The organism is Malikia spinosa, assembly GCF_002980625.1.
Lineage (GTDB): Bacteria > Pseudomonadota > Gammaproteobacteria > Burkholderiales > Burkholderiaceae_C > Malikia > Malikia spinosa.
Map to the genome: position 1 here is coordinate 13175 of NZ_PVLR01000045.1, position 15204 is coordinate 28378.

At 66.4% G+C, this 15204-nt stretch carries 11 protein-coding genes; 4 read left to right on the forward strand and 7 right to left on the reverse strand.

Annotated features, from left to right (window positions below):
• Nucleotides 1-21: 21 nt before the first annotated feature.
• Genes C6P61_RS14545 through C6P61_RS14555 form a run of 3 tightly spaced genes read right to left on the reverse strand, consistent with a single transcriptional unit; the run spans nt 22 to nt 6796 of the window.
• Nucleotides 22-3825, reverse strand: coding sequence for a nitrate reductase subunit alpha (locus tag C6P61_RS14545; protein WP_105730650.1), 3804 nt, complete (start codon nt 3823-3825; stop codon nt 22-24).
• A gap of 49 nt (nt 3826-3874) precedes the next feature.
• Nucleotides 3875-5503, reverse strand: coding sequence for an MFS transporter (locus C6P61_RS14550; protein ID WP_105730651.1), 1629 nt, complete (start codon nt 5501-5503; stop codon nt 3875-3877).
• 21 nt (nt 5504-5524) lie between these two features.
• Nucleotides 5525-6796, reverse strand: a complete 1272-nt coding sequence (locus C6P61_RS14555; protein ID WP_244908960.1) for an MFS transporter — start codon at nt 6794-6796, stop codon at nt 5525-5527.
• A gap of 152 nt (nt 6797-6948) precedes the next feature.
• On the opposite strand from C6P61_RS14555, the gene C6P61_RS14560 reads away from it, so the two are divergent.
• A complete protein-coding gene (locus C6P61_RS14560; RefSeq protein WP_105730661.1) occupies nt 6949-7509 on the forward strand; it encodes a hemerythrin domain-containing protein in 561 nt (186 codons plus the stop codon).
• 2 nt (nt 7510-7511) lie between these two features.
• Here C6P61_RS14560 and C6P61_RS14565 read toward each other — a convergent pair whose 3' ends face one another.
• Both C6P61_RS14565 and C6P61_RS14570 read right to left on the reverse strand, forming a co-directional pair.
• Nucleotides 7512-8219: a response regulator gene (locus C6P61_RS14565; protein WP_105730653.1), complete on the reverse strand. Its 708-nt coding sequence runs from the start codon at nt 8217-8219 to the stop codon at nt 7512-7514.
• Nucleotides 8220-8233: 14 nt separating this feature from the next.
• The gene (locus tag C6P61_RS14570) at nt 8234-10093 is read right to left on the reverse strand and encodes a type IV pili methyl-accepting chemotaxis transducer N-terminal domain-containing protein (protein WP_105730654.1); all 1860 of its coding nucleotides are present in this window, start codon (nt 10091-10093) and stop codon (nt 8234-8236) included.
• Nucleotides 10094-10353: 260 nt separating this feature from the next.
• Between C6P61_RS14570 and C6P61_RS14575 the strand changes: the two genes are divergently transcribed.
• The 3 genes from C6P61_RS14575 to C6P61_RS14585 all read left to right on the forward strand — a co-directional run bounded on the left by C6P61_RS14575 (nt 10354) and on the right by C6P61_RS14585 (nt 13421).
• Nucleotides 10354-11013, forward strand: a complete 660-nt coding sequence (locus C6P61_RS14575) for a nitroreductase family protein (protein ID WP_105730655.1) — start codon at nt 10354-10356, stop codon at nt 11011-11013.
• Nucleotides 11014-11104: 91 nt separating this feature from the next.
• Nucleotides 11105-12595, forward strand: coding sequence for a Tle-like phospholipase domain-containing protein (locus C6P61_RS14580; protein WP_105730656.1), 1491 nt, complete (start codon nt 11105-11107; stop codon nt 12593-12595).
• Nucleotides 12596-12698: 103 nt separating this feature from the next.
• On the forward strand, nt 12699-13421 hold the full coding sequence (locus C6P61_RS14585) for an ankyrin repeat domain-containing protein (RefSeq protein WP_170067398.1): 723 nt from the start codon (nt 12699-12701) through the stop codon (nt 13419-13421).
• 4 nt (nt 13422-13425) lie between these two features.
• On the opposite strand, the gene C6P61_RS14590 is transcribed toward C6P61_RS14585, so the two are convergent.
• Both C6P61_RS14590 and C6P61_RS14595 read right to left on the reverse strand, forming a co-directional pair.
• Nucleotides 13426-13905: a chorismate--pyruvate lyase family protein gene (locus C6P61_RS14590; protein WP_105730658.1), complete on the reverse strand. Its 480-nt coding sequence runs from the start codon at nt 13903-13905 to the stop codon at nt 13426-13428.
• An 80-nt stretch (nt 13906-13985) separates the two neighbouring features.
• Nucleotides 13986-15176, reverse strand: a complete 1191-nt coding sequence (locus C6P61_RS14595; protein WP_105730659.1) for a phosphoglycerate kinase — start codon at nt 15174-15176, stop codon at nt 13986-13988.
• Nucleotides 15177-15204: the final 28 nt, after the last annotated feature.

Here is a 15204-nt window from a genome sequence, read left to right on the forward strand (position 1 = left end):
TCTCCTGTTCCGATCGGGCGTTCAGTGGCCAGCGCCGCTGGCGGGGGCGCCGGCCGGCTCTTCGAGCCAGTCGACCTTGTTCATCTTGCGCACCACGACGAACTCGTCACGGTTGGTGCCGATGGTGCCGTAGTAGTTGAAGCCGTAGCTCAGCTGGGCGTAGCCGCCGATCATGTGGGTCGGCTTGAGCACGATCCGGGTCACCGAGTTGTGGATGCCGCCGCGCGCACCGGTGATCTCGGAGCCCGGGGTGTTGATGATCTTCTCCTGCGAGTGGTACATCATGGTCATGCCGGGCTTGACGCGCTGGCTCACCACCGCACGGCCGACGATCGCGCCGTTGCTGTTGAACAGCTCGATCCAGTCGTTGTCGACGATGCCGACCTTGGCCGCATCTTCCTCGCTGAGCCAGATCACGGTGCCGCCCCGGTTCAGCGTCAGCATGTGCAGGTTGTCGCTGTAGGTGCTGTGAATGCCCCATTTCTGGTGCGGCGTGATGAAGTTGAGCTGGATCTCGGCATTGCCGTTGGACTTGATGCTCAGGCCGCCCGTGGTCTTGAGGTCGACCGGCGGACGGTAGCTGCTGAAGCCTTCGCCAAAGGCGATCATCCAGGGGTGATCCTGGTAGAACTGCTGGCGTCCGGTCAGCGTGCGCCATGGGATGCATTCGTGCACGTTGGTGTAGCCGGCGTTGTAGCTGACGGTCTCGCTCTCGATGCCGCTCCAGGTCGGCGACGAGATGATCTTGCGCGGCTGGGCCTGGATGTCGCGGTAGCGGATCTTCTCGTCCTCGCGATGGATCGCCAGGTGCACATGGTCGCGGCCGGTGGCCTTGCTCTGCGCTTGCCAGGCCTTGACGGCGACATGACCGTTGGTCTCGGGCGCCAGCTGCAGGATCACCTCGCAGGCATCGATGTCGGTCACGATGCGGGGCATGCCCTGGGTCACGCCTTCTTCCAGCGTGACGCCATTGAGCTGGCCCAGCTGCGTGACTTCAAGATCAGTCTTCCAGGCGATGCCCTTGCCGCCGTTGCCCAGCTTGTTCATCAGCGGGCCGAGAGCCGTGAAGCGCTTGAAGGTGTTCGGGTAGTCGCGCTCGACCACCGTGACCTGCGGCGCGGTCTTGCCCGGAATCAGCGCGCATTCGCCCTTCTTCCAGTCCTGCACGCCGAACGGCTGCGCCAGCTCGGCCGGGGTGTCGTGCATCAGCGGGGTCAGCACGACTTCCTTCTCGACCCCGAGGTGACCGACGCAGACCTCGGAGAAGGCCTTGGCAAAGCCCTTGTAGATGTCCCAGTCGCTCCTGGCCTGCCAGACCGGGTCCACCGCCGCCGACAGCGGGTGGATGAAGGGGTGCATGTCGCTGGTGTTGAGGTCGTTCTTCTCGTACCAGCTCGCGGTCGGCAGCACGATGTCGGAATACAGGCAGGTGGTGCTCATGCGGAAGTCGAGCGTGACCAGCAGGTCGAGCTTGCCTTCGGGCGCCTTGGCATGCCACTTGACCTCGGTCGGCTTGGCCTCGTCGGCGCCCAGGTCCTTGCCCTGCACGCCGTTGCTGGTGCCCAGCAGGTGCTTGAGGAAATACTCGTGGCCCTTGCCCGAGGAGCCCAGGATGTTGGAGCGCCAGACGAACATGTTGCGCGGCCAGTTCTGCGGCGCATCCGGGTCCTCGCAGCTCATCTGCAGCGAGCCGTCCTTGAGCGCGCGCGCCACATAGTCCTTGGCATCGAGGCCGGCAGCGCTGGCGTCCTTGACCACCTGCATCGGGTGGGTCTTGAGCTGGGGCGCGCTCGGCAGCCAGCCCATGCGCTCGGCGCGCACGTTGTAGTCGATCATGCTGCCGCCAAAGGCGGCCTTGTCGGCCAGCGGCGACAGCACTTCCTCGACGCCGAGCTTCTCGTAGCGCCACTGGTCGGTGTGGGCGTAGAAGAAGCTGGTGCTGTTCATCTGGCGCGACGGACGGATCCAGTCGAGCGCGAAGGCCAGCGGGGCCCAGCCGGTCTGCGGACGCAGCTTTTCCTGGCCCACATAGTGGGCCCAGCCGCCGCCGCTCTGGCCGATGCAGCCGCACATCATCAGCATGTTGATGACGCCGCGGTAGTTCATGTCGGCGTGGTACCAGTGGTTCATCGCCGCGCCGATGATGACCATGGACTTGCCATGGGTCTTGTCGGCGTTGTCGGCGAACTGGCGCGCCACGGTGATGACCTGGTCACGCGGCACGCCGGTGATCGACTCCTGCCAGGCCGGGGTGTAGGGCACGTTGTCGTCGTAGTCGATGGCGCCGCTGCCAAAGCCACGGTCGATGCCGTACTGCGCCACCTGCAGGTCGAACACGGTCGCGACCAGCGCCGAGCGCGACTCGCCGCCCTGCCCGATCAGGTCCAGGCGCACGGTCGGCACCTTGGCGCGGTTGATCTCGCCCTGGGCCGCGTTGGCCGGGAAGTTGGGCGTTTCGACACCGCCGAAGTAGGGGAAGGCCACCTCGGAGATCTCGTGCGGCTGGGCGCCGTCCTCGACCACCGACAGCTTGAGCTTGACCTCCTGGCCCTGGCGCGCGTCCTTGGACTCCAGGTTCCACTTGGCGAGCTCGCCCTCGTCGAGCTGCTCGCCCCAGCGGAAACCGATCGAGCCGTTGGGCAGCACTGGGTTGCCGCTGGTGTCAAACGCCAGGGTCTTCCACTCGGGGTTGTTGTCCTGGCCGAACTGGCCGCTGAAGTCGCTGGCGCGCAGGTAGCGGTCCGGCACCAGGGTGGTGCTGCCGTCGGCGAGCTGGTGCTCCTTGAGCATGACCAGCAGCGGCAGGTCGGTGTAGCGGCGCGCGTAGTCGTCGAAGTAGGCGCTGCGGCCCTGGCCGCCGTCCTTGAAGTAGAACTCCTTCAGGATCACATGGCCCATCGCCATCGCGAGCGCGGCGTCGGTGCCCTGCTTCGGGTGCAGCCAGAGGTCGGACAGCTTGGCGACCTCGGAGTAGTCGGGCGTGACCGCGACCGTCTTGGTGCCCTTGTAGCGCGCCTCGGTGAAGAAATGGGCGTCGGGGGTCCGGGTCTGGGGGATGTTGGAGCCCCAGGCGATGATGAAGCTGGAGTTGTACCAGTCGGCCGATTCGGCCACGTCGGTCTGCTCGCCCCAGATCTGCGGGCTGGACGGCGGCAGGTCGCAGTACCAGTCGTAGAAGCTCATGCAGACGCCACCGATCAGCGACAGGTAGCGGCTGCCTGCCGCATAGCTGACCATCGACATGGCCGGAATCGGCGAGAAGCCGATGATGCGGTCGGCACCATGCTTCTTGATCGTGTAGACGTTAGCGCTGGCGATCAGCTGGTTGACCTCGTCCCAGCTCGAGCGCACGAAGCCGCCCAAGCCGCGCACCTGCTGGTAGTCGCGCCGGGCCGACTCGTCGTCGGCGATCAGGGCCCAGGCATCGACCGGGGTCTTGGCGACCTTGAGCGCGGCGCGCCAGCGCTCGAGCAGGCGTCCGCGCACCATCGGGTACTTGACCCGGTTGGCAGAATACAAGTACCAGCTGTAGGAGGCGCCACGGGCGCAGCCGCGCGGCTCGTGGTTCGGCATGTCCCAGCGCGTGCGCGGGTAATCGGTCTGCTGGGTCTCCCAGGTGACGATACCGCCCTTGACATAGATCTTCCACGAGCAGGAGCCCGTGCAGTTGACGCCGTGGGTCGAACGCACGATCTTGTCGTGGGCCCAGCGGTTGCGGTAGGCATCCTCCCAGGTGCGGTCTTCGTTGGTGGCGACACCGTGGCGGCCGGAATAGGTTTCCTGGGGCAGCTTGAAGTGCGTCAGACGGTCAAGAAAGTGACTCATGGTGAAGTCCTTGTTCAAGTGAAAAGGGATGGAGACGGAGCGCTGGCGCTCAGGGGTTCTTGATCTCGGAGCCGGCGCGCAGGTAGAACCACCAGTTCAGCACCAGGCACAGGGCATAGAAGACGGCAAAGCCATACATCGCGATCTGCGGCGTGCCGGCCTTGATCTGGTCGCCGATCACCACCGGCGCGACGAAGGCGCCGTAGGCGGCGATGGCCGAGGTCCAGCCCAGCACCGGGCCGGCCTGCTGACGGTCGAAGATCATCGCGATGGTGCGGAAGGTCGAGCCGTTGCCGATGCCGCTGGCCGTGAACAGCAGCACGAACAGCAGCATGAAGGGCAGGAAATACTGCTCGGGCGTGGCCGACTGGTAGGCCTGCAGCATCACGTAGCCGACCGCCACCGAGGCCAGCGCCATCACGACCGAGATCACCTGGGTCACGATCGAGCCGCCGAGCTTGTCCGAGATCCAGCCGCCGACCGGGCGCACCGCCGCGCCGATGAAGGGGCCGATCCAGGCATAGGTCAGCGCCGAGGGCGCGTTCGGGTTCTTCAGCGTGTGCTGCATCACGCCGGCGGCGTCAGGCAGGTGGCTGATGCCGAAGATCACCGTGATCGACAGCGGCAGCGCCATCGAGAAGCCGATGAAGGAGCCGAAGGTCACGATGTAGAGCGCGGTCATCGACCAGGTGTGCTTGTTGCCGAAGATCGCGAACTGCTTGGCGATGTTGTCCTTCATGGTGCCGAAGGCAGTGAACTTCATCAGCAGCAGGGTGCTCACGATGATCAGCGGCATCACCAGCCACATGCTGAGCAGGCCCAGGCCGGTCGGCTGGGGCAGGTAGAGATAGAGGCCGATGCCTGCCGGCAGGAAGGACAGGGTGTAGAGCCAGATGATCTTGACGAAGGCGGCCAGGGTGCTGCCGATGTTGGGCGAGACCGAGCTCAGGTTGTTCATGCCGAAAAAGCACAGCGCCGACAGCGGAATCAGCGACAGCAGCCAGGCGAAGCCCGCGTTCTGGATCCAGGTCGGGGTGCCGGCGGCGATCTTGCCGAGGATCCAGCCGCTGTCCTTGACCAGCGTCATCGGCTCGCCGCCCAGGCCACCGAACAGGCTGACCGTCATGACCAGCGGGATCACGATCTGCATCGTCGTGACGCCGAAGTTGCCCAGGCCGGCGTTGAGGCCCAGCGCAGTGCCCTGCAGGCGCTTGGGGAAAAAGGTGCCGATATTGGCCATCGAGGAGGCGAAGTTGCCGCCGCCCACGCCCGACCAGAGCGCCATCAGCTGGAACACCCAGAGCGGCCATTCGGGATGCTGCAGCGCGATGCCGGTGCCCAGCGCCGGCGCCAGCAGCATGGCCGTGGTCAGGAAGATGGTGTTGCGCCCGCCGGCGAGCCGGACCAGGAAGGAGGCCGGGATGCGCATGGTCGCGCCGGCCAGGCCGGCAATCGCGGTCAGCGAGAACAGCTCGTCCTTGCTGAACGGAAAGCCCAGATTGAGCATTTGCACCGTGATGATGCCCCACATGCCCCAGATCGCGAAGCCGCACAGCAGTGCCGGCACCGAGATCCAGAGGTTGCGGTAGGCGGTGCGCTTGCCGCTGGCGTTCCAGAACGCGTCGTCTTCGGGGCGCCAGTCCGTGATGTCGGCGCCGGAGGTCGGTTTGGGATTCATGGTTTCCTCGAAAAGTTCGACTCAGGACTTGCTGGTACGGTTGGCACTGCGGGCGCCACCCAGCAGCGGCAACTGGCGCACTTCGGTCAGATACATCCAGATCAACGAGACCCAGACCACGCCGTACATCAGCATGAAGGCGCTCGAGCGGATGCCGGTCAGGTCCATCAGCAGGCCGAACATGATCGGCAGCACGAAACCCCCCAGGCCGCCGGCCAGACCGACGATGCCGCTGATGGCGCCGATGTTGCCGGGGTAGTCGTCGCTGATGTACTTGAAGACGCTGGCCTTGCCGAAGGCCATGGCCACGCCGAGCACGGCCATCAGCCCGGTGAAGGCGTAGACGTTGAGGCCGATGTGGAAGGTGCTCGGGCCGTTGACGGTCAGGACCGTGAAGTCGGTCTGCGGGTAAGACAGCAGGAACAGGCAGATCCAGCAGACCCACATCACCCACCAGGTCACGCTGTGGGCACCGTACTTGTCGGACAGGATGCCGCCGATGGCGCGCAGCACGCCACCGGGCAGCGAGAAGCAGGCCGCCAGCAGCGCGGCGATCCGGATGTCGAGGCCGTATTCGCCGACGTAGTACTGCACCATCCAGAGCGAGAGCGCGACATAGCCGCCGAACACGATGCTGTAGTACTGGCAGTACTTGAGCACTTTCGGGTCCTTGAGCGCCTTGAGCTGATCGGTGAACTTGACATGGCTCGGCACCAGGTGCGACGGGTCGCTGTGGCTGAAGAACCAGAACAGCACCAGGGTGCCGAGCATGATGGCCGCGTAGACCTGGGGCACGATGGCCCAGCCGAAGGCCACCAGCAGCACCGGCGCGACGAACTTGTTGACTGCGGCGCCCGAGTTGCCGGCGCCGTAGACCCCCATCGCCATGCCCTGGCGCTGCTTGGGGAACCAGCGTGCCACATAAGGCGTGCCGACCGAGAAGGCGCCGCCGGCCAGGCCGACGAACAGGCCGATCACGATGAAATGCCAGTACTCGGTGGCGTAGCTCATGAGCCAGATCGCCGGCACCGTGACCGCCATCAGGCAGGCCATCACGATGCGGCCGCCGAAGCGGTCGGTCCAGATGCCCAGCGGCACCCGGACCAGGGAGCCGGTCAGCACCGGCATTGCGGTCAGCAGGCCGAACTCGGTCGCGTTGAGACCGAGCATCTTGCGGATCGGAATACCGATCACGCCAAACATCATCCAGACCATGAAGCAGACCGTGAAAGCCAGGGTGCTGACGATCAGCACCGACCAAGCCTGCCGGTTATGCTGCGGATTGCCGCTCATAAAACCTCCTGCCATTGATTACCATTGCTATCAATGTACAAGAGGGTTGCAAGTTTGGCTATCCTTCCGATAGCCTGCGAATGGCCGGCAAAAGAATGAAGGCCACCGGCCTCACCCCCTCCTTTGGAACTATCCCGCCAGGCAATTTGATGATGAATACGAAGCAATTTCCGGGCTTCAGCAGCCCGTCCGCCAGCACCGAAGCGCCGCTGGAAATGCTGGCCGCCTGCCACGGCCGGGTCGAGCAACAATGCCGGACCCTGCTGCGGCTGGTGCCTCATCTGCAGGCGCATGGCGCCGACCCATCCGCACGCCAGGCGGCACGGGCGGTAATGCGCTACTTTGATACCGCCGCCCAGGACCACCATGCCGACGAGGAGCAGGACCTGTTTCCGGCCCTGCTGGCCATCACGGCCGATTCGGCCAGCGAAGCGCCGCGGGTGCGCGCCTTGACGCAGGCGCTGCTGGCGGATCACCAGCGCATCGGCGGCCTGTGGCGCGAGCTGCGCCAGGCGCTTGCGGCCGTGGCCGAGGCGCAAGCCGCCGCGCTCTCGATCGAACAGGTGCAGGAATTCGTCGGCGCCTACCAGCGCCATATCGAGCAGGAGGAAGGCGAATTGCTGCCGCTGGCCGCGCGGCTGCTGTCGCCAGCCGACATCGGGCGCATTGGTGCGGCGATGCGGCAGCGACGCGGGATTGGCGCGATCGACTGAACTCAGGTCCAGCCGCGCTCGGTCGCGTAGACGGCGGCGTGCACGCGGTTGCTCAGTTCGAGCTTGCGCAGGATATGCTGGACATGGATCTTGACCGTGGTCTCGGCGATGTCGAGCTCGCGCGCGATCAGCTTGTTGCTGGCGCCATGGGCGATCAGGCGCAGGATCTCGCCCTCGCGCGGCGACAAGCTGTGGATCGGGTCGTTGCCGGCGACGCGGGCCCTGGCGGGGGCTGGCGGCTGGACCTCGGCCGGGGCAACGGCCGCCGCCGCGGCCTGGCCGGGGCTGGCGCGCAGCAGGCCGACCAGCTTGCCCATCATCTCGGGGCTGATCACCGAGTCGCCGTCCCAGATGCGGGCAATCGAGTTGGCCAGCTCCTCGGTGTCGATGGTCTTGAGCAGGTAGCCGTCGGCGCCCGCGCGCAGGCCCGCGGCCAGGTCCTCCTCGTTCTCGCTGACGGTCAGCATGACGACGCGCGCTTGCGGAGCTGCTGCCTTCAGGCCGCCGATCGCGTCGATGCCGCTGACGCCCGGCAGGTGGTTGTCGAGCAGGATCACGTCAGGCTGCAGCCGGCTGGCACTGCGCTGGGCCTCGCTGGCATCGGCGGCCTCGCCCGCCACGCTGAAGCGGCTGTCCTGCGCCAGCAAGGCGATCAGGCCGCGGCGAAATAGGTTGTGGTCGTCGACCACCAGCAGTCTTATTGGTGTCATCCCGGGTTCCATGGTCATTGGGGCAATGTCAGCACCACCTCGGTGCCCTGGCCCGGCGTCGATTCCAGCCTGACTTCGGCGCCGATGCCGGCGGCGCGTTCGCGCATGATCTGCAAGCCGAAGCTGGTGCCTGCCGCGTTGACCGAGGCGGCATCGAAGCCGCGTCCATTGTCGCGCACCGAGAAGGTCCAGGGCGGGCCCTTGACCACCTGGACCCAGACCTCGCTGGCCTGGGCGTGCTTGCGGATGTTGGACAGGGCCTCCTGCACCACATGCAGCACCTGCAGTTGCACGTCCGAGTGCAGCGCCACGCCATGGCCGCTGAGCGCCAGATGGGCCTTGAGGCCGCTCTGGTGCTCGAACTTGTTGAGCGTGCTGCGCAGGGCCTGCTCGATGTCGTCGCTGTGGCCACGGGTGCGGAAATGCACCAGCAGTTCGCGCACGTCCTGCAAGCCTTCCTTGACACCAGCGTCGAGCTCGTTGACGCTTTGCAGCATCTGCTCGCGGTCGCCACGCAGCACGGCGGCGCGCAGCAGGCTGAGCTGGATCTTCATGAAGGCCAGCGACTGCGCGATCGAGTCGTGCAGTTCGCGCGCGATCATGGCGCGCTCCTCGCTGACGGCGGCCTCGCGCACCAGCGCCTCGGTGCGCAGGTTTTCCACCGCATTGGCCAGATGCCCGGCCAGCGTGTCAAACAGGCCCTGCTCCTCGGTCGTCAGGCTGGCGGCGCCGCGATAGAACAGGTCGAGCTCGCCGAGCACGCGCTGCTGCAGCCGGATCGGCACGCTGATCAGCGAGGAATAGCCGGCCTTGATGCAGCCGCCCAGCAGCATGTCGTCGGCCGGGATGATCGGGATGACCCGGGTGCGGGCATTGGCCATCGGCTGGCCGCAGGCACAGGTGCCGGGCACCAGGCAGCGCTCCTCCTCGACCAGCTCCTGCGGCAGGCAGTCGCTGGCCAGCATCAGGTAACGCTGGCTGGCCTCGTCGGACCAGCGCACGGCGACCGCGTCGGCATTGGCCAGCCGGCGCATCTTCTGCGCAAAGCCCTGCGCCAGCGCCTCAAGGGTATCGGCCTCGGTCAGGAAGTTGCTGACCTCGTACAGGGCTGCGAGCCGGGCGCGCTGGGCCTCGAGGTCGCGCGTCTTGTCGCGCACCTTGGCTTCCAGGCCGCCGTAGAGCGAGCGCAGCCGGCCGGTCATGTGGTTGAAGCCGGCCGCGACCTCGCCGAATTCGTCAGGGGCCTGCTCGTCGAGCCGGACATCGAAGTCCCCCTGCTCGACCTGACGCAATCCCGCGCGCAGCCGCTGCAGCGGATCGATCACATACAGATAGCCGACATAGAGGGTAAAGACCGCCGCCACCACCGCCAGCCCCATCATGAAGAACTGGAACAGATTCAGGATTGCGGTCAGGCGCGTCATCGTGCCTTCGATCGCCGACACCAGCCGCTCGACTTCCCGCACGAAACGGTCGGCCAGTTGCGTCAGCGCTTGCGGGTCGGCCGCTGGCGCTGCCTGCCAATGGGGCTGCAGCATCTGCCAGGACTGGCTGAGTTCGGCAAAGCTGGCGCGTGCAGGGTCGTTCCAGGGCACGAACAGCGGGCGCGTCTTGTCACCCCGGTGCAGCAGTTCGATGCTGGCATTCATCTGCGCGACCAGCTGCTGGATTTCATCTTCGCTGCGCCCGCCTTGGCGCGCGCTCACGAGCCGCCAGGCCTGCATGCGCAGGCGCCCGGCCTCGTTGACCGCGGCCGCGCCACCGTCGAGCTGGCGCGTGACCCACATCGTCATGCCGATCGAGACCAGCGCGAGCAGCAGCAGGGACAGCCCGAGCAGCAGAAACTTGAAGGACAGTTGGCCGCGCCAGCGCATCGGAATGAAACCTGCAATCAGAGAGGAGTAGGAGTCACCCTGGCAGGAGCCAGGGCAGCGGGTCAGTTTTTTACCGGGTCTTGGATTGTGCGGCCTGAGCCGCTGGGCTGTCGATGCGGCATTCGGAGTAGCCGGCCTCCGACCTAGTTCTTACGGAGTAGACCGGACAAGCGCTGGCGGCTGATCGGTCGAACGGGAGCGGGCTGGATCAGGCCGGATGGGTGATTGCCAGGCTGGCGGGCATGGGCGACAGTAGCAGGATGTCGACCTCAACAGAATCACCCCGCACCGATCTGGATGCCGAGAGCGCCGCGGCCACGCAATGGGCCAGCGTCCTGCTGCACCAGCGCCGCACCACCCTGCCCAAGCGCCTGCAGGGACCCGGGCCTGACCCGGCGCAGCAGGCCGAGATCCTGGCCGCCGCCTCGGCTGCACCCGACCATGGCCAGTTACTGCCCTGGCGCTTCATCGAGGTGCCGCAGTCGCAGCGCGCGCGGCTGGCCGAGGTATTTGCCGCTGCGCTGCTCAAGCGCGATGGCCAGGCCGGCGAGCCCGCGCTTGAGCAGGCGCGCGAAAAGGCCTACCGCGCGCCCTGGCTGCTGCTGGCGGTTGCCCGGCTGCGCGGCGACGACCCCGCTATTCCCCCCAGCGAGCGCCTGCTGTCGACCGGTTGCGCGATCCAGAACATGCTGCTGCTCGCGACCGCGATGGGACTGGGTTCGGGGCTGACCAGCGGCAAGGCGCTGCAGTCCGAAGGCCTGCGCCGACTGTTCGGCCTGCAGCCGGACGAGGACGCGCTGTGCTTCATCAACATCGGCCATGTCGGCCAGGCCCGAAAGGCGCGTGAGCGACCGCCGGTGAGTGCCTACTTCACCCGGCTTGGCGACCCTCGCGTTGACCGAGACGCTTCGTCGGTCTGAGCGCCAGCCGCAGGTTTTTTGGCTGCTGACGCTTTACCGCCCTGCCATACCGGCTCTAGACTGGCAACCCTGACATCAGGGAGGGAGACGCATGGCAGATTTCGGCCACTTGCTGCAGGAGTCGCTGGCGGCGTCGGGCCAGGCCCAGATCGACCAGGCACGCGCGTTGGCGCTGATCGGCGACACGGCGGTGGACAAGGCGCTGCAGCTCGCGCGCGGCGCCGTCGACCTGCTGCGAGCGAGCGGGGAACAGCAGCTGCAGGCCAAGCTGGAGGACGTGGAAAGCAGCGTTCTGATGGCGCGCAAGCTGGGGGCGGTGGGAGTCATTGGAGCCACTGCAACGGGTATCGCTGTGACCGCCGCTGTCGGAGCGCTTGATTACAGAAGGCGAAACAACAACCAGCGGATGCGGGCCTTCAACAACGAGTTGGAGCAGAGCTTTGTGCCACATCGCTTGGCCGGCCAACCCTGCCTGCCCTGCCTGGATCAGAGTTCAGGCCAGGCACGCCGGCTACGGATCGAAAAGCGCCAGCGCCTGATCCTGCACGGCGAGCGCAGCCAGGACCCGGCGGTGCGCGATGCAGCCAAACGGTTGAAGGAAGACATGCACGCGGTCGAATTGGCCCGGCTGTCGGACAACAGCTATACCCAGTTCGACCCGAAGGCGGGTCCGCAGCAGAAGAAGCCGCCGGAGCCTTGGCAGGTGATGACGGAAGAACAAGCCAAGAAATTGAAGATTGATACGTCCTTGCTGAAGGATGCCAAGGCAGTTATCTACACGCTTCCACCGGATTTCCCCTTTGAACCCAAGACCGTGGTAGCTTTCCGGGGCACGACGGCAGACCCGGAGGACATCCTGACCGACCACGATCAGGCGCTCGGACTAGAAACCGAACAGTACAAGGCTGCACGCGAACTGGGCCAGCAGCTGAAAGACTACCTACCTGACGCCGAGGTCACCGGCCACTCGCTCGGTGGCGGCAAGGCCCAGGCCGCTGGCGTGGCTGGCCGGCTCAAGGGCAGCATGTTCAATTCTGCTGGCTTGCATCCCAAGTCAGTTCGCTTGACACCGGCTGAGCTGGAACGCCATGCCGGTCGTTTCCAGCAATACCGCGCCGAGGGTGCGGATGGCGGTGATCCGCTGACCGGGCTGCAGAACTCGCGCAAGTGGCAGCAGCGGGTTTATGGCGGCGCGCAAGGCCTGCAGGCGCTGGCGCAGGCCAACCGCTGGGCCTTCAAGGAGCTCGGCATCGAGGACCCGATTGGGCTGTTGCCAGACCAGGTGCAACCGATCGCGCGTGGCTTGGCGGACCGCCTGCTCAACGTCACGCCGCAGGAGGTTGCGCGCAACCTGGCCTACAGCGGCGGCAAATGGTATCTGCCGCCCGCACTCGGCCAGGTGCGTGGCATCGCCAGCAAGACGGCCGAAGGCCGCGACACGCCGCTCGAGCAGCAGCATGGTATCGGCGGCGTGATCCACGGCCTGGAGACCCGCAAGGCAGGCGACATCAACCGGCTGTTGGCGGGAACAGGTCAACCTGGGCCGGCGAGCGACTACATCGGCCCCACACTCAAGACCTGAGGCAGCCATGAAACCTGTCCACCAGATGCGGCGCCGGCTCGGGCGCTACCTGCTGCCGCTGGCAGTCCTGTTCAGCCTTCTGCACCCTACCACCGGAGCCGCCATGATCACGACCGACCAGGTATTTTCCGACCCGCAGGTCGCGCAGCTTGCCAATGCGGCGCAGGACGGCGACTTGGGCCGTCTCCAGCAACTGATCAAAGCCGGCGCGCGCGTGAAGTTTGTCGGGCGCGAAGGCATGACGGTGACGCATTACGCGCTGCGCGCGCGCCGCCATGCACCACAGGTGATGGAGCTGCTGCTGAAGGCCGGCGCCGATCCGGTCTCGATGCTGTCGAACGAGAAGACCGTGCCGCACTATGCGGTCGCGCGCAACAACGCCGACCCAGAAGTCGTCAAGGTGCTGCTGGCGTACGGGATCGGGCCGAACTGGTTTCCGCCCAGTGGCGTGTATCACGATCGGTCGTTGCTGCAAGCGGCGATCATGGGCAGCAACCTGCCAGTGGTCAAACTGCTGGTCGAGCGCGGGGCCGACATCAACTATGTCCACCCGATCTCGGGCTCGGCGTTGCACTATGCGCTGGATGGTAACGATTTCTATATTCCAGCCTATCTGGTCGAGGCGGGGATAGACCTGAAGCTGCTCGATGGCACGGCACCTGAAATAACAAATCCACGCGCGATACGCCGAACTGCAATCGAAAAGTTCTGCCACTTCGACGGCGGCGTTCGCGGCAACGACCCGCTGCCCGAAATCGCTGCCGGCTGGCGCGTCTTCACCGCCGCGCTGGCCAAGCGGGGCGTGAAGATGCCTTGCGGGCTGTGACGGGCTACAGCCAGGCCAGGAAATACTCGGTCAACAGCAGCGGTGCGCCCTGACGCCGAAAGACGCAGCGGCGCGCCAAGCCCGAGGGCGTGCGGGCAAATTCGAAATCGCTGCGCTCGAGGTCGGTCTGCTGGAACAGCAGTTCCCCCAGCGGCCGGCAGCCCAGGCGCTCGATCTCCTGCCAGGGATTCGTCTGCGACCAGGCGGGAATGACGGTGCGCGCCTGCACCAGGGCCTGGCCGGACTGGTGCAAGGTGACGCGGCGCACCCAGGCCAGGCTGTCGCTGGAAAGACCGAGCCGGTCGAGCTCGCAGTGCCAGGGCAGTTCCCGGGCCTCGCCCTGCAGCTCGACCGCCAGGTCCGGCCAGTGGCGCCGGAGCCGGGCGGTCAGCGAGCCGCGCTCGGTCAGCCAGGACCGGGCTGGCACCGAAGGATTGAGGTCGGCCAACTGGCAGGCCGCCAGCCATGACTGATTCGGATTCATGGTCCGATTCTAGGATTGCAGGCGCCGGGCGGCGCCCTGCCCCACGACCCAGCAGCAGAACCTCAGGCCGTCAGGACCCGTCAGGCCCGGCGCGCCAGCACCTCGAACGCCGGCAGAGTCCGGCCTTCCAGCACTTCGAGGAAGGCACCGCCGCCGGTGCTGATGTAGCCGACCTGGTCAGCAATCTGGTACTTGGCGATCGCGGCCAGCGTGTCGCCACCACCCGCGATGCTGAAGGCCTGGCTCTGGGCGACGGCCTGGGCAATCACGCGGGTGCCGTTCTCGAACGCCGCGAACTCGAACACGCCAACCGGACCGTTCCAGACGATGGTGCCGGCGGCCTGCAGCTGCTCGGCCAGCCGGGCCGCCGTCTCGGGCCCGATGTCCAGGATCAGGTCGTCATCGGCTACCTCGCTCGCCGCCTTGGTCTCGGCTGCCGCATCGGCGCCGAAGGTCTTGGCGGTCACGACGTCGACCGGGATCGGTACCTCGGCGCCGCGGGTCTTCATGGCCTCGATCACGGATCGGGCCTGCTCGACCAGGTCGGGCTCGGCCAGGCTGTTGCCGATCTGGTGGCCGGCGGCCAGCAGGAAGGTGTTGGCGATGCCGCCGCCGACGATCAACTGGTCGACCTTGGACGCCAGGGTCTTGAGGATGCTGAGCTTGGTCGAGACCTTGGAGCCGCCGACGATCGCCACCAGCGGGCGTTTGGGTTCCAGCAGGGCCTGGGTCAGCGCATCCATCTCGGCTGCCAGCAGCGGGCCGGCGCAGGCGATCGGCGCCGTCTCGGCGATGCCGTAGGTCGTGCCCTCGGCGCGGTGTGCGGTGCCGAAGGCATCGTGCACGAAGATGTCGCACAGCCGGCCGAGCTTGGCCGCCAACTCGGGCTTGTTCTTCTTCTCGCCGACGTTGAGGCGGCAGTTCTCCAGCAGCACCAGCTGGCCCGGCGCGACATCGAAGCCGCCGTCGACCCAGTTGGAGACCAGCGGCACCTCGCGTCCCAGCAGCTCACCCAGGCGCTGGGCGACTGGGGCCAGACTGTCCTCGGGCTTGAACTCGCCCTCGGTCGGGCGACCCAGGTGCGAAGTCACCATCACGGCGGCGCCGGCGTCGAGCGCGAGCTGGATCGCCGGCAGCGAGGCGCGGATGCGGGTGTCCTCGGTGATGTTGCCGTCGTCGTCTTGCGGCACGTTGAGGTCGGCGCGGATGAAGACGCGCTTGCCGGCGGCCTGGCCGCTGGCGCAAATGTCGGAGAAACGCAGGAATTTCATGCCCAGCCGATCAGCGCAGGTTGTAGAA